The 23008-nt window shown below is 54.5% G+C and carries 22 protein-coding genes; 8 read left to right on the plus strand and 14 right to left on the minus strand.

The genetic code is table 11. The features are described from left to right. Positions 1-97 precede the first annotated feature (97 nt). A complete protein-coding gene (locus AAER43_RS18500) occupies positions 98-1024 on the plus strand; it encodes a LysR family transcriptional regulator (protein ID WP_048996814.1) in 927 nt (308 codons plus the stop codon). On the opposite strand, the gene AAER43_RS18505 is transcribed toward AAER43_RS18500, so the two are convergent. The 7 genes from AAER43_RS18505 to AAER43_RS18535 form a co-directional block, all read right to left on the minus strand. Beyond that, the gene (locus AAER43_RS18505) at positions 1019-1711 is read right to left on the minus strand and encodes an aspartate/glutamate racemase (RefSeq protein ID WP_032635646.1); all 693 of its coding nucleotides are present in this window, start codon (positions 1709-1711) and stop codon (positions 1019-1021) included. The genes AAER43_RS18500 and AAER43_RS18505 overlap by 6 nt on opposite strands. 88 nt (positions 1712-1799) lie before the next feature. Beyond that, entirely contained in the window at positions 1800-2924 is a 1125-nt protein-coding gene (gene wzz(fepE) / locus AAER43_RS18510) for an LPS O-antigen length regulator Wzz(fepE) (RefSeq protein WP_057057630.1), read from the minus strand. Positions 2925-3176: 252 nt separating this feature from the next. Next, positions 3177-4592 (minus strand): sugar porter family MFS transporter, encoded by a 1416-nt coding sequence (locus AAER43_RS18515; protein ID WP_023331227.1) that lies wholly within the window; start codon positions 4590-4592, stop codon positions 3177-3179. Positions 4593-4904: 312 nt separating this feature from the next. Further along, a complete protein-coding gene (kduD, locus tag AAER43_RS18520) occupies positions 4905-5666 on the minus strand; it encodes a 2-dehydro-3-deoxy-D-gluconate 5-dehydrogenase KduD (protein ID WP_014885097.1) in 762 nt (253 codons plus the stop codon). Positions 5667-5728: 62 nt separating this feature from the next. Then, positions 5729-6565 (minus strand): 5-dehydro-4-deoxy-D-glucuronate isomerase, encoded by an 837-nt coding sequence (gene kduI / locus AAER43_RS18525; RefSeq protein ID WP_014885098.1) that lies wholly within the window; start codon positions 6563-6565, stop codon positions 5729-5731. A gap of 233 nt (positions 6566-6798) precedes the next feature. Next, entirely contained in the window at positions 6799-7977 is a 1179-nt protein-coding gene (locus AAER43_RS18530; RefSeq protein WP_050862147.1) for an acetyl-CoA C-acetyltransferase, read from the minus strand. 93 nt (positions 7978-8070) lie between these two features. Beyond that, a complete protein-coding gene (locus tag AAER43_RS18535) occupies positions 8071-8937 on the minus strand; it encodes a LysR family transcriptional regulator (RefSeq protein ID WP_050862148.1) in 867 nt (288 codons plus the stop codon). Positions 8938-9040: 103 nt separating this feature from the next. Here AAER43_RS18535 and AAER43_RS18540 point away from each other — a divergent pair, with 103 nt between their 5' ends. Both AAER43_RS18540 and AAER43_RS18545 read left to right on the plus strand, forming a co-directional pair. Then, positions 9041-9502 carry a multidrug/biocide efflux PACE transporter gene (locus AAER43_RS18540; RefSeq protein ID WP_023331229.1) on the plus strand — a complete coding sequence of 154 codons (462 nt, stop codon included), beginning with the start codon at positions 9041-9043 and terminating at the stop codon, positions 9500-9502. A gap of 119 nt (positions 9503-9621) precedes the next feature. Then, positions 9622-10851, plus strand: coding sequence for an amino acid permease (locus AAER43_RS18545; RefSeq protein WP_032635639.1), 1230 nt, complete (start codon positions 9622-9624; stop codon positions 10849-10851). A 63-nt stretch (positions 10852-10914) separates the two neighbouring features. Here AAER43_RS18545 and AAER43_RS18550 read toward each other — a convergent pair whose 3' ends face one another. Together AAER43_RS18550 and yjdI are read right to left on the minus strand one after the other, a co-directional pair. Then, the gene (locus AAER43_RS18550) at positions 10915-11187 is read right to left on the minus strand and encodes a GNAT family N-acetyltransferase (protein WP_014071634.1); all 273 of its coding nucleotides are present in this window, start codon (positions 11185-11187) and stop codon (positions 10915-10917) included. A 10-nt stretch (positions 11188-11197) separates the two neighbouring features. Next, positions 11198-11428 (minus strand): 4Fe-4S mono-cluster protein YjdI, encoded by a 231-nt coding sequence (yjdI, locus tag AAER43_RS18555; protein WP_008499689.1) that lies wholly within the window; start codon positions 11426-11428, stop codon positions 11198-11200. Between the two features lie 177 nt (positions 11429-11605). On the opposite strand from yjdI, the gene AAER43_RS18560 reads away from it, so the two are divergent. The 5 genes from AAER43_RS18560 (at position 11606) to AAER43_RS18580 (ending at position 18101) form a co-directional block, all read left to right on the plus strand. Then, positions 11606-13246 carry a sensor histidine kinase gene (locus AAER43_RS18560; RefSeq protein ID WP_014885103.1) on the plus strand — a complete coding sequence of 547 codons (1641 nt, stop codon included), beginning with the start codon at positions 11606-11608 and terminating at the stop codon, positions 13244-13246. Further along, positions 13230-13925: a response regulator gene (locus AAER43_RS18565; protein ID WP_014885104.1), complete on the plus strand. Its 696-nt coding sequence runs from the start codon at positions 13230-13232 to the stop codon at positions 13923-13925. Before AAER43_RS18560 ends, AAER43_RS18565 begins: the two co-directional genes overlap by 17 nt. Before the next feature lie 168 nt (positions 13926-14093). Further along, complete coding sequence (locus tag AAER43_RS18570; RefSeq protein WP_045134116.1) at positions 14094-15182, plus strand: ABC transporter substrate-binding protein; 1089 nt, start codon at positions 14094-14096, stop codon at positions 15180-15182. 86 nt (positions 15183-15268) lie between these two features. After that, positions 15269-17038 (plus strand): iron ABC transporter permease, encoded by a 1770-nt coding sequence (locus AAER43_RS18575; protein WP_023331232.1) that lies wholly within the window; start codon positions 15269-15271, stop codon positions 17036-17038. After that, entirely contained in the window at positions 17031-18101 is a 1071-nt protein-coding gene (locus tag AAER43_RS18580) for an ABC transporter ATP-binding protein (protein ID WP_045134115.1), read from the plus strand. The genes AAER43_RS18575 and AAER43_RS18580 overlap by 8 nt, the downstream gene beginning before the upstream one ends. 75 nt (positions 18102-18176) lie before the next feature. Here the strand turns inward: AAER43_RS18580 and arsC are convergent, their stop codons facing one another. Genes arsC through arsR form a run of 5 tightly spaced genes read right to left on the minus strand, consistent with a single transcriptional unit; the run spans position 18177 to position 22487 of the window. Further along, entirely contained in the window at positions 18177-18602 is a 426-nt protein-coding gene (gene arsC / locus AAER43_RS18585; protein WP_014885108.1) for a glutaredoxin-dependent arsenate reductase, read from the minus strand. Between the two features lie 12 nt (positions 18603-18614). Beyond that, positions 18615-19904, minus strand: coding sequence for an arsenite efflux transporter membrane subunit ArsB (gene arsB, locus AAER43_RS18590; protein ID WP_014885109.1), 1290 nt, complete (start codon positions 19902-19904; stop codon positions 18615-18617). A gap of 47 nt (positions 19905-19951) precedes the next feature. Then, on the minus strand, positions 19952-21703 hold the full coding sequence (gene arsA, locus AAER43_RS18595) for an arsenite efflux transporter ATPase subunit ArsA (protein ID WP_050862150.1): 1752 nt from the start codon (positions 21701-21703) through the stop codon (positions 19952-19954). A 17-nt stretch (positions 21704-21720) separates the two neighbouring features. After that, positions 21721-22083 (minus strand): arsenite efflux transporter metallochaperone ArsD, encoded by a 363-nt coding sequence (arsD, locus tag AAER43_RS18600; protein ID WP_050862151.1) that lies wholly within the window; start codon positions 22081-22083, stop codon positions 21721-21723. Positions 22084-22133: 50 nt separating this feature from the next. Next, entirely contained in the window at positions 22134-22487 is a 354-nt protein-coding gene (arsR, locus tag AAER43_RS18605; RefSeq protein WP_269430396.1) for an As(III)-sensing metalloregulatory transcriptional repressor ArsR, read from the minus strand. Between the last annotated feature and the right edge of the window lie 521 nt (positions 22488-23008).

A 23008-nucleotide genomic window follows, 5' to 3' on the forward strand; every position in this document is an offset into this window, starting at 1 on the left:
TCATGATTACGCCACAGCGGAAGGAGAATAAAAAATATCGTTTTATCGTGAGTCTATGCAAAAATGATATGGACAGTTCTCTGCTTTCAGGTGCCCTATGCCCGCTGTGAATTTACGCCATATAGAGATTTTTCACGCTGTGATGACCACCGGCAATCTCACCGAAGCCGCGCAGATGCTGCATACGTCGCAGCCGACGGTCAGCCGCGAGCTGGCGCGCTTCGAAAAGGTACTGGAACTGAAACTGTTCGAGCGCACCCGAGGAAGACTTCACCCAACGGTGCAGGGGTTGCGCCTGTTTGAGGAAGTCCAGCGCTCCTGGTACGGGCTGGACAGAATTGTCAGTGCGGCGGAAAGTCTGCGCGAGTTTCGTCAGGGCGAGCTGTCGATTGTCTGTCTTCCGGTTTTCTCTCAGTCTTTTTTACCGACCCTGCTTCAGCCTTTTCTGGCCCGCTATCCGGAGGTCAATCTCACCATCGTGCCGCAGGAGTCCCCCCTGCTTGAAGAGTGGCTTTCAGCACAGCGTCATGATTTGGGCCTGACCGAAACGCTCTCCACGCCTGCGGGAACGGCACGCACGGAGTTACTTTCTTTAGATGAAGTGTGCGTTTTGCCCGCCGGGCACCGGCTCGCCGGTAAGACAGTGATTGCACCAGAGGATTTCCACGGGGAGAACTACATTAGCCTGTCGCAAACCGACAGCTACCGGCAGCTGCTGGATACGCTTTTTGCTGAGCATCAGGTGAAACGGCGGATGGTAGTGGAAACGCACAGCGCGGCGTCAATATGTGCAATGGTGCGGGCGGGCGTCGGCGTCGCGGTCGTTAACCCGCTCACGGCGCTGGATTATGCCGGGAGCGATATCGTGATTCGCCCGTTTAGCCTATCCGTTCCGTTCACCGTGAGCCTGATCCGCCCGCTACACCGTCCGGCCTCCGCGCTGGTGGACACATTCACCGAACACTTAATGGAGCACGCCCGCAAGGTGGCGCTTCGCTTACCTGAACGGCAAAACCCATTATGAGAGCATAAACTCCACGGCATCGGCGGCGTGAATGGCGGTAGTATCGAATACCGGAACCGGGCTTCGCTCTGCAGGCACCAGCAGGCCGATCTCCGTGCAGCCGAAGATCACCCCTTCAGCCCCCTGCTGCGCCAGCTTTTCAATCACGCTGACGTAATACGCCCGGGAAGGCTCGCTGAAGGTACCCAGGCACAGTTCTTCGAAGATAATCTGATTGAGGCGCGCCCGGTCTTTCTCATCCGGTATCAGGCTTTCGATGCCGAACTCGCTGTGCAAACGCCCGCGATAGAAATCCTGCTCCATGGTGTAGCGCGTGCCGAGCAATGCCACGCGCGACATCCCCGACGAGCGAATCGCACGTCCTGTGGCATCGGCGATGTGCAGGAATGGCAGCGAACAGCGTGCTTCAATGTGCGATGCGACTTTGTGCATCGTATTGGTACACAGCAGAATGCCCTGCGCCCCCGCACGCTCCAGCCCCAGCGCGGCATCCGCCAGTATTTCACCGGCTTTATCCCACTCTCCGCTCGACTGACAGGCTTCAATTTCATGGAAATCAACGCTGTGCAGCAGCAGACTCGCAGAATGCAGTCCGCCCAGACGCTGCTTTACCCCTTCGTTAATCAGGCGGTAATAAGGGATTGTCGATTCCCAGCTCATCCCACCTATCAGGCCGATCGTTTTCATTATCTCTCCTTATCTCTGGTATCTCTTTTAACACAACCGACGCCCATATAAAAAGGCGCTGTATTCAGCGCCTTTTTAAACCCTGCGTTTATTGTGTCAACGGCTCTGACAGCGGATGACGGGAGAGCATCGCTTCACGCAGCAACACGCTACCGCAGGCAAAAAGCCCGCCCAGGAGTGCCGCCAGAATTACAATCAGAGGTTTGCCCGGACCGTCTTTTTTCACCGGCAAAGACGGAGAAAGCTGATACCTGAAGGGTTCAAGCTTAACGTCTGCAAAGGAGAGATTTTTCAGCTGCGCCAGATAGTATTCCCGGTTCTGGAAGTCCGCGTTCAGCTCCGTCACATCTTTGAGATTTTTTTCAATCTGCAGCTTTTGCGCGATTCCGTCAGCACCGAGCGCAACGGAGTAATCCGGGTCATCTTTTACCGCCTGCCCGCTGCTGTAGACTGGCTTCTTAATGCCCGCGGCATTCGCCACTTCCAGCGAATAATTCAGCCGCTGCAGGTTAGTATTGTGAATATTGGTCAGACGCACACGGTCGAGCTTAAGCTGCTGCTCTACCTCATTCGTCCTCAGGGCGATCTGGTTACGGATATTTTGCACCGTCTCTTTTTCAACAACCGCCGCGATATAATTGATATACCCCTCCAGTACGGTTTGCGCATCACTGGCTTTCGGTGCCGTGAAGCTCAGTGTCCAGGAGACGTAAGGCACTTTATCCGCATCTTTTACCTGCGCGTCATTCACCGCTTTCATTCTTTCCGCAATATTGACGACCGCACGGTGCAGTTCAAGCGCGTCAACCTCAACCTCTTCAAGCTGTGACATGACGTAAGGGGAAGAGGTCAAATACTCTTTGAGCAATGACTGCGACTGGAATTTTTTGATAAACAGGTCAAAGATTTCCGAGCGTGTCACCTGCACCTTCACGTCAAGGACCTGCAGTGCAACCATCATCTGGCGCAGCGGGTTCCACTGCGTCTGCTCTGCCGGGGTGATCACCGCTTTACTGGTCCATTTTTGCGGCAACATAAACGCAATAGCCAGACCTGCCAGCGCAAAGATAAAGACGATGGTGACGATGCGTTTTTTCGCGGCAAGCAGAACATCTAACAGACCCAGAAGGTCGATCTCTTTTGGAGAGATTGCGGGGGTAGCATATGAGGGAAAATCGAGATCCGTATTTTTTTTGAAATCCATTGCTGACATAGCCGTTCTTCTGTTGCGATTGCAGTAAAGTCCTGCCTGGTGAGTTCAGTTTTCAGATAATACTAGGAAATAAGAATAATCTGAACGCAAGAATTGGCTGTGTGTGTGCTTGCTATCAAAGTTGGTAGTTATTTACGACATTGCTCTTGTTAATTATCGAGCTAAAAAAAAAAGCCGGGTGGCGCTAGCGCTTACCCGGCCTACATTTTGCCCACGCAGGCCCAGTAAACGTAGGGCCCCCCGGCATTTACATTACACGCCGATATTACGCAGTTTTTCCCCGGCCATCAGTTTGCGTTCAATATGTTCCAGCGTCACACCTTTGGTTTCCGGAATCAGCCAGAAGGTCACGCCAATAAACGCCACGTTCAGCACCGTGTAGAGCCAGAAGGTTCCCGCAGCGCCAATGGCATCCAGCAGCGTCAGGAAGGTCGCACCAATGATCATGTTCGACACCCAGTTGGTGGTGGTGGAACAGGTGATCCCAAAGTCACGGCATTTGAGCGGCTGAATTTCGGAGCACAGGATCCACACCACAGGTGCGGCGCTCATCGCGTAACCGGCAATACACATCATGGTCATCCCGACAGAAAGCCAGGAAAGACCGCTTGAGGCCGTGCCGTTATCAAACTGCATCAGGCAGTAGCCGAGGATCAGCGTACCGAGAGCCATCACGCTAAAGCCAATTTTCAGCGCCGGTTTACGCCCGGCTTTATCGACGGTGAATACCGCAATAAAAGTGGCGAACATAAAGGTGAGCCCCACCACCAGCGTGGCAATCATCTGCTGCTCAGTGGTGGTAAAACCGGCCATTTTGAAGATGCGTGGCGCGTAGTACATGATGATGTTCATCCCGGTGAACTGCTGCATCGCCTGCAGCAACATGCCGAGGAACACCGCGCGGCGCACGTTGCGGTTGATCTTAAACAGCGCCCAGCCCCCCTGCTTCAGCTTCAGGCTTTCGCGGATTTCGTTCAGCTCTTCACGCGCTTTTTCAGAAGTATCGCGCAGCATCCGCAGCACCTCTTCCGCCTCGACGTGACGCCCTTTTTGCGCCAGCCAGCGCGGGCTATTGGGCAGGAAGATCACTAGTACAATCAGCACCACCGCAGGCAACGCCAGCACGCCGAGCATGGCGCGCCAGTTGCCGCTGTAGCTGAAGTACGTATCGGACAGGAACGCCAGCACGATGCCCAGCGTCACCATCAGCTGATACATACTGATCATCCTGCCGCGCACATTCTCACTTGCCATCTCAGAGAGATAAAGCGGTGCCGTGTAGGATGCGATCCCCACTGCCACGCCGAGCAGCACGCGGGAAAGCAGCAGCACCTCTACGTTGGTCGCAAATGCAGAGCCAATCGACCCCGCAACAAACAGGACGGCGCCGACCATCAGGCTGTATTTGCGCCCGAGGCGGAACGAAAGCCAGCCGTTAAACAGCGCACCGATAGCCGCACCAAGCATCATGCTGCTCACCACCCACTCCTGCAGGCGATTACTCAACGTAAAATGATCGGTAATAAACGGCAGCGCCCCGGCGATGACGCCGATATCCAGGCCGAACAGCAAACCCGCTACAGCTGCCGCAATGGAGACAAACTGGTTCATGCGTCGGGTATCGCGCAGCGCAGCGGGCATCAGGGTAGAGTCATTGATAGATGTCATATTTTTCCTGCCTCAACAGCAAAATTTGTTAAGTGAAATTACGAGAAAGCGCGGAAAAGTGTCAGGCTGGAATTCGCGAAGATATGGATGATTTCGCTATGGCATAGCGATCTGTGATGGACATTACAATTTCAACTAATCCTGAATAATCACAATATTTTACTAATGCGTTAATTTTTCAGGAATAAAAGTGTGACAGCGGTCATTTATCATTTTTCAGTATGGATTTTTCGTGTTTATCGATATGGATTTTGACAATTTTTAAGCAAAAAAAACCTCCGCTGAAGCGCAGAGGTTTTGTCAGAAGCGACGTTATCGTGCCAGCCAGCCGCCATCCACCGCAATGGTATAACCATTGATGTAGTCCGAGGCTGAGGAGGCCAGAAACACAACCGGCCCCATCAGGTCACTCGGCAGACCCCAGCGCCCGGCCGGGATACGCTCCAGAATGGCCGCACTGCGTTCTTCGTCCGCACGCAGCTGCTGGGTGTTATTAGTGGCCATGTAGCCCGGGGCAATCGCGTTGACGTTGATATTGTGCTGCGCCCACTCGTTCGCCAGCAGACGGGTCACGCCCATCACCGCGCTTTTTGACGCCGTATAAGACGGCACGCGGATGCCGCCCTGGAAGGAGAGCATCGAGGCGATGTTAATGATCTTGCCGCCTTTTCCCTGCGCGATGAAGTGCTTTGCCGCCGCCTGAGACATAAAGAATACGCTCTTAATATTCAGGTTCATGACGTCGTCCCAGTCAGTCTCGCTGAAATTAATCGCGTCTTCACGACGGATCAGACCCGCGTTGTTGACCAGAATATCAATATGGCCCCATTCCGCCACCGCGCGCTCAAGCAGTTGCGGAATGCCGTCAATTTTACGCAGGTCGGCGGTAAGGCTAAGAAAACGACGCCCCAGCGCAGTCACGCGCTCAATCGTTTCTGTGGGTTCAACGATATTAATCCCGACGATGTCACAACCCGCTTCCGCCAGACCTAACGCCATCCCCTGACCCAGGCCAGTGTCGCAACCGGAAACCACCGCCACTTTGCCCTGCAGAGAAAATGCATCCAGAATCATGTTAGTTCCTTACTCTTCAGCGCCTGTCACCAACAGGCAGATTGATACTTAACTGCCCGCGACTAGCGCAGATCCTTAACAGCAACGTGGTCCATGTCATCGAAGACCTGGTTTTCGCCGACCATACCCCAGATGAAGGTATAGGCTTTGGTCCCTACGCCAGAGTGAATAGACCAGCTTGGTGAAATCACCGCCTGCTCGTTATGCATGACGATATGGCGCGTCTCCTGCGGCTGCCCCATCATGTGGAACACGCAGGCATCGTCGTCCATGTTGAAGTAGAAGTAGACTTCCATGCGGCGTTCATGGGTATGGCACGGCATGGTATTCCACAGGTTGCCCGGAGCCAGTTCAGTCAGCCCCATGCTGAGCTGGCAGGTTTCCAGCACATCCGGAACGAAATATTTATTGATGGTGCGACGGTTGCTGGTGAGGTTATCGCCCAGCGTTACGGGCGCTGCGTCCTCAGGCGTCACTTTTTTTGTCGGGTATGAGGTATGCGCAGGGGCGCAGTTATAGTAAAACTTCGCGGGCTTACCGCCGTCGATGCTGGCAAAGACCACCTCTTTCGCCCCTTTACCGACGTACAGCGCATCGCGGTGACCAATCTCGAAGCACTGGCCGTCCACGGTAATCGTGCCCGGCCCGCCGATATTAATCACCCCCAGCTCACGACGCTCCAGAAAATAGCTCACGCCCAGCTGTTTACCCACTTCCCCGCCCACGGAGACGGTTTTTGCCACCGGCATAATGCCGCCGACAATAATGCGGTCGATATGGCTGTAGACCATGGTGTACTTGTCGGCCTCGAACACCTGCTCAACTAAAAACTCACTGCGCAGCCCCTGCGTATCCAGCGTTTTGGCGTGCGCACTGTGAATGCTTTGTCTGACGTCCACGGTAACCTCCAGATGTGGTCATGCCCAAAAGAAGAAAATAAACGAAACAACGTTCCGTTTTCATGATGAACACATACTATCGGCATAAAATAGGCTTTTCAATTAAATTCAAAACAACGTTTCATTTTTTATTTTGTTTATAACGAAAATGACACCCGGATCACGGTTAAGAGGTATGGGAATGAAGGGAGGATAAAAAACCTCCCGGAGGAGGTTTCATTAATCAGGAAAGATTAGCGTTCGATGGCCAGCGCCACCCCTTGCCCGCCGCCTATACAGAGCGTTGCTATCCCTTTGCGGGCATTGCGTTTTTGCATTTCGTGGACCAGTGAAACCAGTATCCGGCAACCGGACGCCCCGATAGGGTGACCCAGCGCAATGGCCCCACCGTTTACGTTGACCCGCAGCGGATCCCACTCCAGCATTTTGCCGACCGAGATCGCCTGCGCGGCAAACGCTTCGTTCACTTCAATCAGATCCACATCGGAGAGTTGCCACCCTGCGCGATCCAGACAGCGACGGGTAGCGTAGACGGGTGCGATCCCCATCAGTGCCGGATCAACACCCACGCTGGCAAACGCCTTGATGCGGGCCAGGACAGGGAGATCCAGCTCCAGGGCTTTACTTTCACTCATCATCATAACGGCTGCGGCGCCGTCGTTAATGGAAGAGGCATTGCCCGCCGTGACCGAGCCCTGGGTTTCAAACGCAGGATTGAGTCTTGCCAGGCCTTCAGCACTGGCGTCAGTGCGCGGCTGTTCGTCAGTATCCACGACAACCACCTCGCCGTTCTGACGCTGCGTACTGACCGGGACAATCTCGTCGCGAAAACGACCAGAATCAATCGCAGCACGCGCCTTTTGCTGGGAACTGAGCGCGTAAGCATCCTGCAATTCACGGCTGATGCCGTACTCGCGCGCCAGGTTTTCCGCCGTCACGCCCATATGATAGTCATTGAACGCATCCCACAGCCCGTCATGCACCAGGCTGTCGAGCAACTGACTGTTACCTAACTGCGCGCCGGTACGACTGTCGGTGAGAACGTGCGGCGCACGGCTCATATTCTCTTGTCCGCCAGCAATAACCACATCCGCTTCACCGCATTGAATGGCTTGCGTAGCGAGATGAAGCGCTTTGAGTCCTGAACCACAGACGTCGTTGATGGTGATGGCGGATACGGTGTTGGGCAGACCGCCTTTCAGGGCCGCCTGGCGCGCAGGGTTTTGCCCGGCTCCGGCAGTGAGAACCTGCCCCAGGATCACCTCATCAATTTCATGTGCGGCGACCCCGCTACGTTCCACCAGCGCTTTGACCACCACGCTGCCCAGGTCAACCGCCGAGTGACGCGCGAGCGCTCCCTGAAAACAGCCGATAGCTGTACGCAACGCACCCACTATGACGACATCTTTCATCACGACCTCTGTGTTAAATGACATGACGATAGTAGAGGATTGTTACTGGCAATTATCTTAATTGTTTAAAAATAGTGAGTTTAATCACAAGGATTAACGGACATCCTGCAGATACTGCCGCAGCCAGCTTCCGGCAACGCCGGGAGGGGATCGTTTATTCCACAGCAGATCGATGCCGATCGCCCTTGGCCAGCCAGGCACATTGAGCTGAACCAGGGATTTCGCGGCGGCAAATTCATCCACCAGCGCGCACGGCAACACGCACCAGCCGAATCCCTGCACAGCCATACTCAAGAGTAACAGGTAATTCGGTGCTGACCAGACGGGTCCTCGCGCAATTTCAGCCTCGCGTTCCAGATAAGTGCTAAGCCGCAGTTCGCGCCAGCCGTGCAGCTCGTCACTCTGCACTTCGGGTTGGCCCGCCAGGGGATGCGTAGTCGCAACATAAATTGCCATACGGGTCTGCATCGGCAGGCGGGTAACGCCAATGTCGGTGGGGTAACTGTCCCGCGCTTCCGTCAGCCCCACCTGCGCTCGCCCCTTTTGCAGCAGATCGATCACATCCTCTTCCTCGCCAATCAGACATTCGAACGCCGTATGGGGAAAGCGAGCGTCAAACTGCTTCATCATCTCTTCCAGCACGTCCGGGTTCAGGGTATCGGAAAGGACAAATGTCAGACGCGCCTCCGTTTGTGCCGTTAGCGACACCGCCAGTTCATCCAGCCGCGTGCTGGCGGCAAGGATGGCCTGCACATAACCCAGCACCTGTTCACCCTGAGCCGTTAACACAGGCTGACGCGCCGAGCGGTCAAACAGCTCAAAACCGAGATCGGCTTCAAGATGGGCAATGGAGGTGCTGATCGTCGACTGACTCTTACGCAACCGGCGTGCGGCAGCAGAGAACGAGCCAGCCGCAACGGCCTCAACAAACGCGGTAAGGGCTTCAGGTGAATAGCGCATGACCTATCTACTTTATCGATGGATACCATCTTTAATATATCAGCTTTAACGATAAAAATAGGCCGCATCACGCCCATACCGGCGAATTAATGAGGTCTACACTATGCAACATCAGGATGCACTCCACCGTAAACTGCCGGAGCGGATCTTCCATGCTGTCTGTTTCGAAGGGATTGCTACGGCGATCCTCGCCCCTACGGCCGCATGGCTCATGCAGCGCTCCGTAGTGGAAATGGGGGGATTGACCGTTATTCTGGCCACTACCGCCATGCTCTGGAACATTATTTATAACTTCGGTTTCGACCGTTTCTGGCCAGTCCAGCGGGTAACACGCACGGCAAAAGTGCGTGCGCTGCACGCCCTGGGGTTCGAATGTGGGTTTATTGTGATTGGCGTGTCGATTGTCGCTGCCGTGCTGGGCGTCACCCTGCTTCAGGCATTCACACTGGAAATAGGTTTCTTCCTGTTCTTCCTGCCCTACACCATGTTCTATAACTGGGCATACGATAACCTGCGTGAGAAATTCCTTAAGCGTCGCCAGCAACGACGCGCCCTGGCAGGCTAAATGCTCTCTGGCCGGACGCCTGTTCCGGCCAAACGCCATCGAAGCAACTGCGCTCTACGAGCATAATTATGGTAAATTGCACGCCATTCTGATGGTTTGATAGTTGAAACGTTGCTCTAATGTCGAAAATTTGGTCAAAAGATGAGACTCTCTGGAGTTTCGCTCTCTATGGCACGGCCGTGGGCGCAGGAACGCTGTTCTTGCCCATTCAGCTGGGCTCTGCAGGCGCTATTGTTCTGTTTATTACCGCCCTTGTGGCCTACCCGTTAACCTACTGGCCGCATCGCGCGCTGGCGCAATTTATTCTCTCTTCAAAAACAAAAGGCAATGAAGGGATCACCGGCGCCGTCTCACACTATTACGGCAAGAAGATTGGCAATCTGATCACCACACTCTATTTCATCGCCTTCTTTGTTGTAGTGCAGATTTACGCGGTGGCCATCACCAACTCGTTAACCGAGCAACTGGCAAAACACCTGACGGTGGATACCGCCGTGCGCGTGCTGGTCAGTTTAGGTGTGGTGCTGGTGCTGAATCTGATCTTCCTGATGGGACGGCATATCACGATAAAGGTGATGGGCTTCCTGGTATTCCCGCTGATTGCCTACTTCCTGTTTGTCTCGATCTACCTGACCGGGAGCTGGCAACCCTCGCTACTTACCAGCCAGATGGCCGTTGATCGCCATACGCTGCATCAGGTATGGATTTCCATTCCGGTGATGGTGTTTGCCTTCAGCCATACCCCGATTATCTCGACATTTGCCGTGGATCGTCGCGAGAAGTTTGCTGACGCCGCCATGGATAAATGCAAGAAGATCATGAAGGTGGCGTACCTGATTATCTGCCTGAGCGTGCTGTTCTTTGTCTTCAGCTGCCTGCTCTCGATTCCGCCGTCCTACATTGTGGCCGCCAAAGAGCAAGGGGTAACCATCCTGTCAGCACTGTCGATGATGCCCTCTTCTCCCGCATGGCTCGGCATTTCCGGGATAATCGTGGCGATTGTTGCGATGTCGAAATCGTTCCTCGGCACCTATTTTGGGGTCATTGAAGGGGCGACGGAGATCGTGAAGTCGTCGCTCAATCAGGTGGGTGTGAAAAAGAGCCGCGCCTTTAACCGCGCGATTTCCATTATGGGTGTGTCGTTAATTACCTTCGCGGTCTGCTGCATCAACCCGAACGCGATTTCGATGATTTACGCCATCAGCGGCCCGCTTATCGCCATGATTTTGTTTATCATGCCGACGCTGTCGACGTACCTGATCCCTTCGCTGAAGCCTTACCGCTCCCCTGGCAGCCTGCTGACGCTGATCGTCGGCGTGCTGTGCGTGTCGGTGATGTTTGTTGGCTAATGTTCCTGCCATACATTGTGCCGGGTAGCGCTGCGCTTACCCGGCCTACATTCCTACAGAGAATCACGCCCGGATATCGTCATATTCCCGCGTATTATCAAACTCATGTTTCGCAAACGGACACAGCGGAATAATTTTACGGTTCTCACCGCGCATCTTCTCGACCACTTTCGCCACCAGCTGTTTGCCAACGCCCTGCCCTTTCAGGCTCGGATCGACATCAGTATGCTCAATAATGCTCAGGTGCTCGCCGGTCGGCACGAAGACAATCTCCGCCACCTGATTTCCGTCTGCATCATTCACGTAAAACTTGTTATGGCCTTCCAGAATATCCATGGTTCCTCGCTTATTTTTGGCGATACTTCAGCGCACCGCTCGGGCAGGTATCAATTACGCGTACAACCGTTTCGACGTCCACTTCATCAGGAATAATCCACGGTTTACGTTTCAGATTAAACAGCTTTGCGCTCCCACGCACGCAGTTACCTGAGTGTTTGCAGATCCCGGTGTTGAAGTACACGTCAATTTTCTCGCCGGTATAGGCCCGGTAACCCGCATCCAGTAGTTCTTTATCCATGACATTGCCTCTGTAATTATTCTCGTGCTGAATGAAGCATAGCCTTACGGGATCCCGATGGCTATCACGCTGAAAACGAAAAGCCAGCTCACAACTCTTTTCTTACCGGATTGCGTCCACTATTTGCACATGTCAGGCTCCATAAATATCCCCTTTTCCAAGGCTAGCGCGGGTTGAATGAAACGCAGACTCTCTTTTCAGGTAAAGCTGTTTTTAGCGCTGGTGTGCTTCTCCTGCCTGCTGTTAGTGCTGCTGGGTACGATCCTGTTTCATTTTATTGACCGGCAGCTCCATCACGATCTCGGCCAGCGCGCCCGGGTTCAGGCCAGTGAGATTGCGCTGATGCCGGGTCTGGCGGAAAAGGTGGCGGCCAGAGATATCCCCGGCATCGCCCGGTTAATTCAGCCGCTGCGTGCCGAAAGTGACGCCAGCTATATTGTGATTGGCGATACCCACGAGCAGCATCTTTATCATTCGGAATCCCCGGAGCGCATTAATTTACCGATGATCGGCGGTGATAATGCTGAAGTACTCAAGGGCAAAACCATCATTTCCGTGCGTCAGGGCGGGATTGGGGTTTCGCTGCGCAGCAAAGCGCCCATCTTCAATGCACAGCATCAGGTGATTGGCATTGTCTCGGTCGGCTATCTGACTTCGTATATTGCCAACATTAACGCCCGCATTCTCTGGCAGGCCGGTTTATACGGGATTGCCCTTCTGCTGCTGCTGTTTATTTTCTCCTGGCTGTTTACCCGCAACCTTAAAAAACAGATGTTCAGACTTGAGCCGAAAGATATTGCCCAGCTGGTTTTGCAGCAAAGGGCGCTGTTAGAAGCCATGTATGAAGGGGTATTTGCCGTCAATGAAGAGAAGCAGCTGATTTTAATTAACCGCGCGGCACGAGAAATGCTGGATATTCATCGGAGTGAAAAAGATCTTATCGGCAAGCCGCTGGACGAGGTTCTGCAAACCTCGCCGGGGTTTTTAACACAGCGCTACGCCTCGGTGAGCAGCGGCCGCCACGACCAGATTGCGGTACTTAACCAGCGCGAGGTCATCGTCAACCGCGTGGCGATTGAGGTCGAGCCTGGCGTTGAAAGCGGCTGGGTATACAGCTTTCGCGACAAAAACGACATTAATACCCTCAGCAGCCAGCTCAGCCAGATCAAACGCTATGCCGACAACCTGCGCATTATGCGCCACGAACAGCTGAACTGGACCGCGACGCTGGTGGGGTTGTTGCAGATGAAACACTATGACGAAGCGATCCGCTATATCCAGGTGCAGTCGGAAGGCGCACAGCGCGTGCTGGACTTCGTGTCGGCCCATTTTGCCTCTCCGGCCTTATGCGGGCTGCTGCTCGGGAAATATGTCAGCGCACGGGAAAAAGGGGTTGAGCTACAGTTTGATCCCGCATGCCAGCTCACCCGCATGCCGTCCCGCCTCAGTGAAACGGAGCTGATGTCCATTATTGGTAATTTGCTGGATAACGCCGTGGATGCGACCCTCACCGCACCGGTCCCCGCGCCGGTAGAACTCTATATTTCCGATCGCAACCAGGAGCTGCTGATTGAGGTGGCCGACCGGGGCTGCGGGGTGGATGATGCGCTGAAGCCGCATATCTTTCGACAGGGATTCAGCAGCAAGCCGGACAGTGAAAACGACATTGTGGGTACCGAGCACGGTATCGGCCTGTTTCTGGTGGCAGGCTATATCAACAAAGCGGGCGGCAGCATTGAGATTGCCGACAATACGCCGCAGGGCACGATTTTCTCTGTATTTATTCCGAATGGGCTAAAGCATGACCCAAGCACTTGATGTTGTGATCGTTGAGGATGAGCCGCACCTGGCGGAGCTGCATCGCGAGTATATTGAGCAGAACTTTCATCTGCACGTGGTGGGCATCGCCGCGTCGATTGAGCAGGCATGCAGCCTGATTCGCCAGCATCAGCCGCGGCTTATTCTGCTGGATAACTATCTTCCGGACGGCAAAGGCGTGGAGTTAATCGACACTCCCCTGCTGAAAAGCTATGAGTGCTCGGTGATCTTCATCACCGCCGCCAGCGATATGCAGACCTGCAGCCATGCCATGCGCAGCGGCGCGTTTGATTACCTGATTAAACCGGTCTTTTTCCAGCGCCTGCACGCCTCGCTGGAGCGTTTTATGCGCTTCATCCACACCGTGCAGCAGGTAAAAGTCGTTGACCAGCATGCGCTGGATCGCCTGTTTAACCTGCCTGCTGCTGAATCCCCGCACACGCCGTCGACGAAGGGCATTGAGCCTCAGACCCTGGAGCGGATCAAACGGCTGTTTGCCGATCGTCCCGACAGCGCAATGTCGGTGGAGGAGGTCGTGGAAAACGTCGGGGTCAGCAAAACCACGGGGCGTCGCTATCTTGAATACTGCGTGGAGAGTGGGTTAATCAGCGTCGAAATGCTGTACGGCAATATCGGTCATCCCAGAAGGCTATACCGTAAAGCCCCCGATAAAACGTAATCCGCGAACATTAGCCAGCAAACGTTCGCGGATTCTATGGTGTTAATTGCTGAAACGACGGTGACAATCACACTTCGGAATCATCGCCCGCTTCCCCCTATTGTGGGTGGAGGCCGATAGGCTATGTTGACAATTAGTTCCTCAAATGTAACTAAAAGGTTAACTATAATGTCGAACACATTCCGAATTTCTCTGATTACCGCTACCGTCCTGTTCTCCGCTTCTGCGCTGTCTGCCCTGCCGCAGGGCTATCCGGCTGAGTATCAAAAGGTTGTCGATGCCGCCACGAAAGAGGGCAAAGTTGTCATCTACTCCACCACCGACACCAAAGCCGCCGGGCCGCTGATCGAAGGCTTCGAAAAAACGTATCCAGGCATCAAAGTTGAATATAACGACATGAACAGCACGGAACTGTACAACCGTTTTATCAGCGAACAGGCCTCCGGTGGCGGGAGCGGTGATGTGGTCTGGAGCTCGTCCATGGACACCGGACTGAAGCTCGCCGCTGACTACGCTATGGAGTACAAATCGCCGGAGCAGAGCCAGCTGCCGAAATGGGCGGTCTGGAAAGATAAGGCGTACGGCACCACCTATGAGCCGGTGGTCTTTATCTACAACAAACGCCTGATCCCGGCCGGTGACGTGCCGGATTCACACGCCGCGCTGGCGAAGCTGATTGCCAGCCAGACGGATAAATTCAAGAGTAAAGTCACCACCTATGACATTGAGAAATCGGGTCTTGGTTTTATGCTCTCAGTGCAGGATCACAAGGCCGATCCAAATTACTTTAAAACCCTGGCCGACGTTGCCAAAGGTGGCTTAGCGGTGCAGTCGTCTACCGGCACCATGATGGAGAGGGTCTCCTCCGGTGAAAACCTGATCGGCTTCAATATCCTTGGTTCTTACGCTGAAGCGCGTGCGAAGAACGACCCGTCGCTCGGCATAGCCTATCCAAAAGATTACACCCTGGTGCTGTCGCGCGTGTCGTTCATCAGCCAGCAGGCGCAAAACAGCAATGCGGCAAAACTGTGGCTGGACTATGTGCTGTCTGAAAAAGGCCAAAGCATCCTGGCAAATCAGGCGGACATTCCATCCATTCGTAACGATATCGAAGGCAAAAACGATATCGACGGCCTGACCAAAATCCTCGGCAATGCGCTGAAGCCGATCCCGGTTGATGAATCGCTGCTGGAGTATCTGCAGCCGAAGAAACGCCTGGAGTACATCAAAGAGTGGCGTGCAGCCGCCGCCAAATAAGCGTCCTGGCGCGGCGGCGTGCGCCGTCGCGCGTCTGTTCATCTGACTGAGTTCATTTTTCTGGGCTGCAACACCAGGGATACCCCATGAATACATTACGCAGAAAGTGGCAAAGCCTGCCGCGCGGTATTGTCGTGTTGATAACCGCCCTGGTTATCTATACGCCACTGTCGTTTATCGTGATACAGAGCTTCCTGTCCGCTCCGTTCTTTTCCCCGGCAAAAGAGTGGAGCCTTGAATCATTTGGTTTTATCTTCACCGACCCTGATTTCTACAAGGCCCTGAGAAGCGGCTTTCTTCTCGCGTTCGGGCTGGTCATCATTGCCATTCCGCTGGGTGGCGTGCTGGCGTTTCTGATGGTGCGTACCGATCTGCCAGGCCGACGCCTGATCGAACCGCTGATCCTGGTCCCGATTTTCGTTTCACCGATGGTGCTGGGTTTTGGCTATGTGGTGGCTGCCGGTCCGGTGGGCTTTCTGTCCCTGTGGGCACAGGCGCTGATCGGCTTTGTGCCGTGGAACATCTATGACATGTCGAGCATCGTGGTCATTGCCGGCCTGACGCATGTTCCGCATGCCTATCTCTATATTTCCTCCGCGCTGCGTAGCGTGGGCTCCGATGTGGAAGAAGCCGCGCGCACCGCGGGCGCCTCTCCGCTGCAGGTGATGACCTCCGTCAGCCTGCCGATGGTGCGGCCATCCATCCTGTACGCCATCGTGCTGCTGTTCTTCCTCGGGCTGGAAGTGTTTGGTCTGATGCTGGTACTTGGCGATCCGGAAGGCAACATGGTGCTGGCGACCTATCTGTACCAGCTGACGAACAAGCTCGGAACGCCTTCCTATCATCTGATGGCGGCGGTCGCCGTGGTGCTGATTTGCATCACTATCCCGCTGGTCATGCTCCAGCGTCGCCTGATGCGCACCGCCAACCGCTTTGTCACCATGAAAGGGAAAGCCTCTCAAGCTCGCGCGTTACCACTGGGTAAATGGCGCTGGGTGGCCGGGGCGGTGGTCGCCTTCTGGCTGACTGTCACCATCGGTGTTCCCCTGCTTGGCGTGGTGCTGCGCGCGTTCATCTCCAACTGGGGGGTGGGCGTTTCACTGTGGGATGAGCTTTCGCTGAGTACCTTTCGCACCATCTGGGCGCAGCCTAACCTGCTGCGCGCCATCGTCAACTCGATGTCGATTGGCGTGATTGGCGGCGCACTGGCCGTCGCGTGCTACCTGTTTGTTGGTATTGCCATGCACCGTAAACCGGACAACACCACGCGGTTCCTGGATTACAGCGTGCTGGTGCCGCGCGCCGTGCCGGGATTGCTGGCGGGTCTGGCCTTTTTGTGGGTGTTTCTGTTCCTGCCGATGTGGCTGGATAACGCCCTGAAATCCGGCTGGCTTTCCGGATTCGTCTGGACCGACTGGATGCGCGAAAACGTCATCGTCTGGCTGCGCTCGCTGCGCAGCACCATTTTCAGCGTCTGGCTGGCTTATACCGTGGTGTGGATGGCTTACGGACTGAGGCTCATCTCTTCCACGCTGTTGCAGGTGGGGCCGGAGCTTGAAGAGGCGGCACGCAGCACCGGCGCGACGCGCGGGCAGATCACCCGCCACGTCACCATTCCGCTCTCCCGCTACGGGCTTATCGGCTCATGGCTGCTGATGTTCCTGATCTTTGAGCGCGAATACTCAACCGGTGTGTACCTGCTCTCCCCCGGCACGGAAACCATCGGCTCGATGCTGGTTTCCCTGTGGGCCGCGGGTGCAATTGATATCGTGGCGGCGCTCTCTTTCATTAATATCCTGCTGGTCGTGGTAGGTCTGGGCATTGCCCTTCGTTTCGGAGTGAAATTACATGATTGAATTAGCGGTTGACGATCTGCACTTAACCTACGGCGACAATCCTGTTTTAAAAGGGGTCTCCATGAACCTGAAACGCGGCGAAGTGGTCTCCCTGCTGGGCCCTTCCGGCAGCGGCAAAACCACCCTGCTGCGCGCCGTCGCGGGTCTGGAAAAACCAACTCAGGGGTCGATTGTCATTGGTCAAAATAAAGTTTATGACGGTACGCCGCGCAGCGAGGTTCCGGCGGAGGAGCGTAACCTGGGGCTGGTGTTCCAGTCCTACGCCTTGTGGCCGCACAAAACCGTATTTGAAAACGTGGCCTATCCGCTCAAGCTGCGTAAAGTCCCGGCTAAAGAGATCCAGCAGCGCGTACAGGATGTGCTGGACCAGCTGGGTCTCGGTCATCTTGGTAAACGTCACCCGCACCAGCTCTCCGGCGGGCAGCAGCAGCGCGTGGCGATTGGCCGGGCGCTGGTCTATAACCCGCCGGTGATTTTGCTGGACGAGCCGCTGTCCAACCTCGATGCCAAACTGCGCGAAGAGGCCCGCGTATTTCTGCGCGAGCTGATCATTAAGCTCGGGTTATCTGCGCTGATGGTAACGCACGACCAGAACGAAGCGATGTCGATTTCCGACCGCATCCTGCTGCTCAACAACGGTAAAATTGAGCAACAGGGTACACCGCAGGAGATGTACGGTTCGCCGAAAACGCTGTTTACGGCCGAGTTTATGGGCAGTAATAACCGCCTGCATGGCAAAATCACCGAAGTACGCGACGGCAAAGCACGCATTGAAGGAAAAGACTGGGTGCTCTGGGGCCAGGCGGGTGAAGGGGTGCAGAGCGGTAATGAGGCTACGGCGGTGATCCGCGTCGAGCGCGTGGCGGTGGTCGAGGGGCCGGGGGAAAATCAGCTTGCGCTGCCGCTCCTCACCAGCATGTATCTTGGCGACCGCTGGGAGTACCTGTTCCGCACGGCGGGGGATGATTATGTGATCCGCGCTTACGGGAATGAGCTTCGCGACCCGCAGCATTGTCATCTATCGCTGCCAGAGAAGCATGTCTGGATATTCCCGAAAAACTAGAGAAATCGGCCTGCCATTCAGTGGCTAAACGGGATGGCAGGCCGACATTCAAAGCGCGAATGCGCTCCTCCATACTTATTTCAATCGTTTACCTGTTTCATCAACGACCTTCTCGCCGTCTTCCTTCGCGAAAGCCGCTTTCTGCGCATCAGGAAGAATATCCAGAACCACTTCTGAAGGACGGCACAGTTTGGTTCCCAGCGGCGTCACGACAATAGGCCGGTTAATCAGGATCGGATGCTGCAGCATAAAGTCGATTAACCGATCGTCCGTAAACTTATCTTCCGCCAGCCCCAGTTCTTCATAAGGCTCGACATTTTTACGCAGCAGTGCCCGTACCGTGATCCCCATATCTGCAATGAGTTTGACCAGTTCATCGCGAGACGGCGGATTCTCCAGGTAATGAATGACGGTCGGCTCATTTCCGCTGTTGCGGATCATCTCCAGCGTATTACGGGACGTACCGCAGGCCGGGTTGTGATAAATAGTGATGTTGCTCATAACAGTATCTCATTACAAAGTGAAAGAGAGACGTAGCGCCAGCGCGGCCAGCGTTACAAACAGCACAGGCAGAGTCATAACGATCCCGGTGCGGAAATAGTAGCCCCAGGTAATCGTCATGTTCTTCTGTGAAAGGACATGCAGCCAGAGCAGCGTTGCCAGGCTCCCAATAGGGGTGATTTTTGGCCCCAGGTCGCAGCCAATCACGTTGGCGTAGATCATCGCCTCTTTGATAACACCGGTTGCGGTGCTGCCATCAATAGAGAGCGCACCAACCAGCACGGTCGGCATGTTATTCATGATGGAGGACAGGAATGCCGTCAGGAAGCCGGTACCCAGCGTCGCGGCCCAGAGTCCTTTATCCGCCAGCACGTTCAGCACACCTGAAAGGTATTCGGTAAGCCCGGCGTTGCGCAGACCGTAGACCACCAGGTACATCCCCAGCGAGAAGATGACGATCTGCCAGGGTGCGCCATGCAGCACTTTGCCCGTGTTAATGGCATGGCCGCGTTTCGCCACAGCAAACAGGATGACGGCCCCCACCGCCGCAATCGCGCTCACCGGAATACCGAGCGGCTCAAGGACGAAAAAACCTACCAGCAACAGAATTAAAACGACCCAGCCGGTACGAAACGTCGCCGGATCTTTAATCGCTTTTGCCGGTGTCTTAAGAAGAGACAGCTCGTAAGTCGGCGGGATATCTTTGCGAAAGAACAGATGCAGCATCACAAGCGTGGTGACAATGGCTGCAATATCGACCGGAACCATCACCGACGCGTATTCGGTGAACCCCAGACCGAAGAAGTCTGCCGAAACAATATTCACCAGGTTTGACACAATAAGCGGCAGGCTGGCGGTATCGGCAATAAACCCGGCGGCCATCACGAATGCCAGCGTGGTGCCTTTGCTGAACCCTAATGCCAGCAGCATGGCAATCACGATCGGTGTCAGAATAAGAGCAGCACCGTCGTTGGCAAACAGTGCCGCTACCGCTGCGCCGAGCAGAACGATATAGGTAAAGAGCAAACGGCCCCGACCATTCCCCCAACGCGATACATGCAGCGCTGCCCATTCGAAAAAGCCGGATTCATCAAGCAGCAGGCTGATAATAATGACGGCAATAAACGTTGCCGTCGCGTTCCAGACGATATTCCACACCACCGGAATATCGCCTAAATGCACAACGCCTGAAATTAAAGCCAGGGCTGCGCCCAGCGTCGCGCTCCAGCCAATTCCCACCCCCTTCGGCTGCCAGATAACCAAAACAAGGGTCAGGACAAAAATAGCGCCTGCCAGTAACATAAAACCTCCTGACAGGGCGGCTCTGCCGCCCTGTATTAACCAATAAATTAGCGCATCAACGCTCTGAGCTTTTCGATACCGGCAGGCTCTGACGCCAGTAACGGAACAAGCGCTATACGATCAGCATGCTGATGCTTAACCGCCTCAATCTGCGGCAATTCCTGCCGGGCGCGCTGGCAAAGCAATGGAGAATGCGTATCCGCAATAGAAAGGCTGTTATTGATAATCCAGCCCCACGGATGAATCCCTGCGCGTTCAAGATCGGCCTGCAAATTCGCTGCCTCCAGCACTGGAGTGGTTTCCGGAAGCGTAACCAGCAGCACTTTGGTTCGCTCCGGGTCCTGAAGCTGCATCATCGGGGTAGTAAAATGGCCTTTGTCGCCCATTTTTTTGGCAATTTCGCGGTGATAAGCCCCGGTTGCATCCAGCAGCAACAGCGTATGCCCCGTGGGAGCCGTATCCATCACCACAAACCGCTTACCTGCTTCGCGGATCACTCGGGAAAATGCCTGGAAGACGGCGATCTCTTCAGTACAGGGGGAACGTAAATCTTCTTCCAGTAGCCGTTTCCCTGCTTCGTCCAGATCTTTTCCCTTCGTCTCAAGGACATGCCGGCGATAGCGTTCGGTTTCCTCGTGTGGGTTGATCCGGCTGACCTGCAGGTTATTCAGGCTGCCATTTAGCGTTGTGCTGAGATGTGCGGCGGGATCGGAGGTGGTGAGATGGACATCAAACCCCATGTCAGCCAGCCTGACGGCGACGGCAGCCGCCATCGTGGTTTTACCCACGCCACCTTTGCCCATCAGCATAATCAGGCCGTGTTCGTTACGGGCGATATCCTCGACCAGGCCAGAGAGCGATGCGTTTGCAGGCGTATCCAGGGCGTTCGTTGCAGGGAGCGGTAATGTCTCAGAACGGCTGTCCAGCAGGCCCTTTAATGCCGACACGCCAACCATGTTGACGGGTTGCAGTAATAAGGTATCTGTCGGCAGCCCGGATAAACCGGCAGGAAGATTTGCCAGTGCCTCTTGCTCCCGTTGCCATATCGCAGCAGCCAGTGCGTCATGTTCCGCTTCGGCTGCCGGCAAAACGCCATTAATCACCAGATACTGGTTTTTCAGGCCGATCGCCGCCAGTTCTTCATGGGTGCGGGCGACTTCCTGCAAAGTGGATTTCTGCAGTCGTGCAACCAGAACCAGACGGGTACGCGCAGGATCGGATAACGCCTCTACCGCGTGTGCGTACTGCTCACGCTGTTTTTCCAGCCCGGCCATTGGGCCGAGACAGGAAGCACCGTCCGGGTTACTTTCAATGAAGCTACTCCAGGCGCCGGGAAGCTGGAGCAGGCGAATAGTGTGGCCCGTCGGCGCTGTATCAAAAATGATGTGATCGAAGCGGGTCAGCAGGGAAGCGTCTGTCAATAAACCGGTGAACTCATCGAACGCCGCAATCTCAGTCGTACAGGCGCCGGAAAGCTGCTCGCTGATACTGTTAACGACGTCATCGGGCAAAAGCCCCTTAACAGGATCAACGATTCTGGCGCGATACTGCTGTGCAGCTTCCTGTGGGTCTATCTCCAGAGCGGAAAGCCCGGGAACGGCATTAACAGAGTGGATCGTGTTACCGATAGTTTGATCAAAGACCTGGCCGACATTGGAAGCGGGATCGGTACTCACCAGCAATACCCGCTTACCCCGTCCCGCCAGGCGGATAGCCGTCGCGCAGGAAATGGAGGTTTTGCCCACCCCGCCCTTTCCGGTAAAAAACAGGTAAGGCGGGATATTCTGTAAGAATTTCATATGTCCTCCCGACATACTCAGCAACAGGAAGTATTCCCACCACAGCAGCCGGTGGGCGCTAAGCCCACTTTTTCCAGCGGGATCCCAAACCAGCGAGCCAGCTCAGCGCGTTTTGGATATCGCCCGGCCATTACCGTTTCACCGTCCAGCAACAGCAGCGGAAGCCCTTCTGCTCCCGAGGCTTCCAGGAAGGCTTTCGCTTTTTCGTTCTGAACGAAGCTCATGGGCTGCTGCGCCAGGTTGTAACGTTCCACCTGTACGCCGCGTTCTTTCAACCACTGCACATCCGCAGAAAAATCAACCAGAACCTGATCGACATCTGAACCACATACGCCGGTACTGCAGCACAATGCCGGGTCAAAAACCGTTAACGTTTTCATTCTGAACACCTCACATTTGAAAAATCATATATGTTCAGGCAAATTTTTTTTTAGAGACAAATAGCCTTACCGCTACCAGAGCAATTTGCCGTTGCCAGCTTACGGGCGATGGCCTGTACGTCGTCCTGCTGGCATAACCAGGCCTGCTCAATCACCTGAGCAGCCCATGACGGAATATGCGGGGAAAGGCGATAGTGAACCCACTTGCCCTGCTTACGATCCTGCAATAGCCCACTTTCCCTTAGCATTGCCAGATGACGGGAAATCTTGGGCTGCGACTGATCCAGTGCCGTGCAGAGATCGCATACGCACAACTCTCCCATCTCTCTGAGCAGCAGTACGATGCCCAGACGGGTTTCATCGGAGAGGTATTTGAAGAGTTGTAAGGATGTTAGTGACATCAAACCTCCTGAGTATTTACCAACAGGATACCCGGCATGAACGAAAACTCAATACACATTCGGAAAAACACATATGTTTTTAATAATGGGTTTGAATCACGACGGATGCTTTACGTCTTATAAGGGGGAGGAAATTATTAGAATCACTAATACCCGATTAAAATTAGTGACTTGCCCCATCCGATCTCACCAGTAATAATACCGCCCAGAAACGTTACCAGGATAATAATCACTCACCAAAACAAAATGAAAATCTTTTTAGAAATAGTGGCGCTGTCAGTGCTATGGCTCGTCATCGGCTGGATCTTCTGTCGTGCATGGATGCGAGGCTGCAATGGGGAAGATAAATGATCAGATTGTCTCTTGAGGAAGTAGTAGAAGGACTTGAACGTCATAGCTTTATCTTTGAAGACGAACAACAGCATTCTCTGATCGTATTTATACTCTCCAGCATTTACGCCCAGGCGTCACAAAACACCGGAGGTCAGCCTACCTAATGAAATGGCTAATCGGTAGCGGTGCTG

Origin of the sequence: Enterobacter sp. FUJ80071 (assembly GCF_038739915.1) — a bacterium.
Lineage (GTDB): Bacteria > Pseudomonadota > Gammaproteobacteria > Enterobacterales > Enterobacteriaceae > Enterobacter > Enterobacter kobei.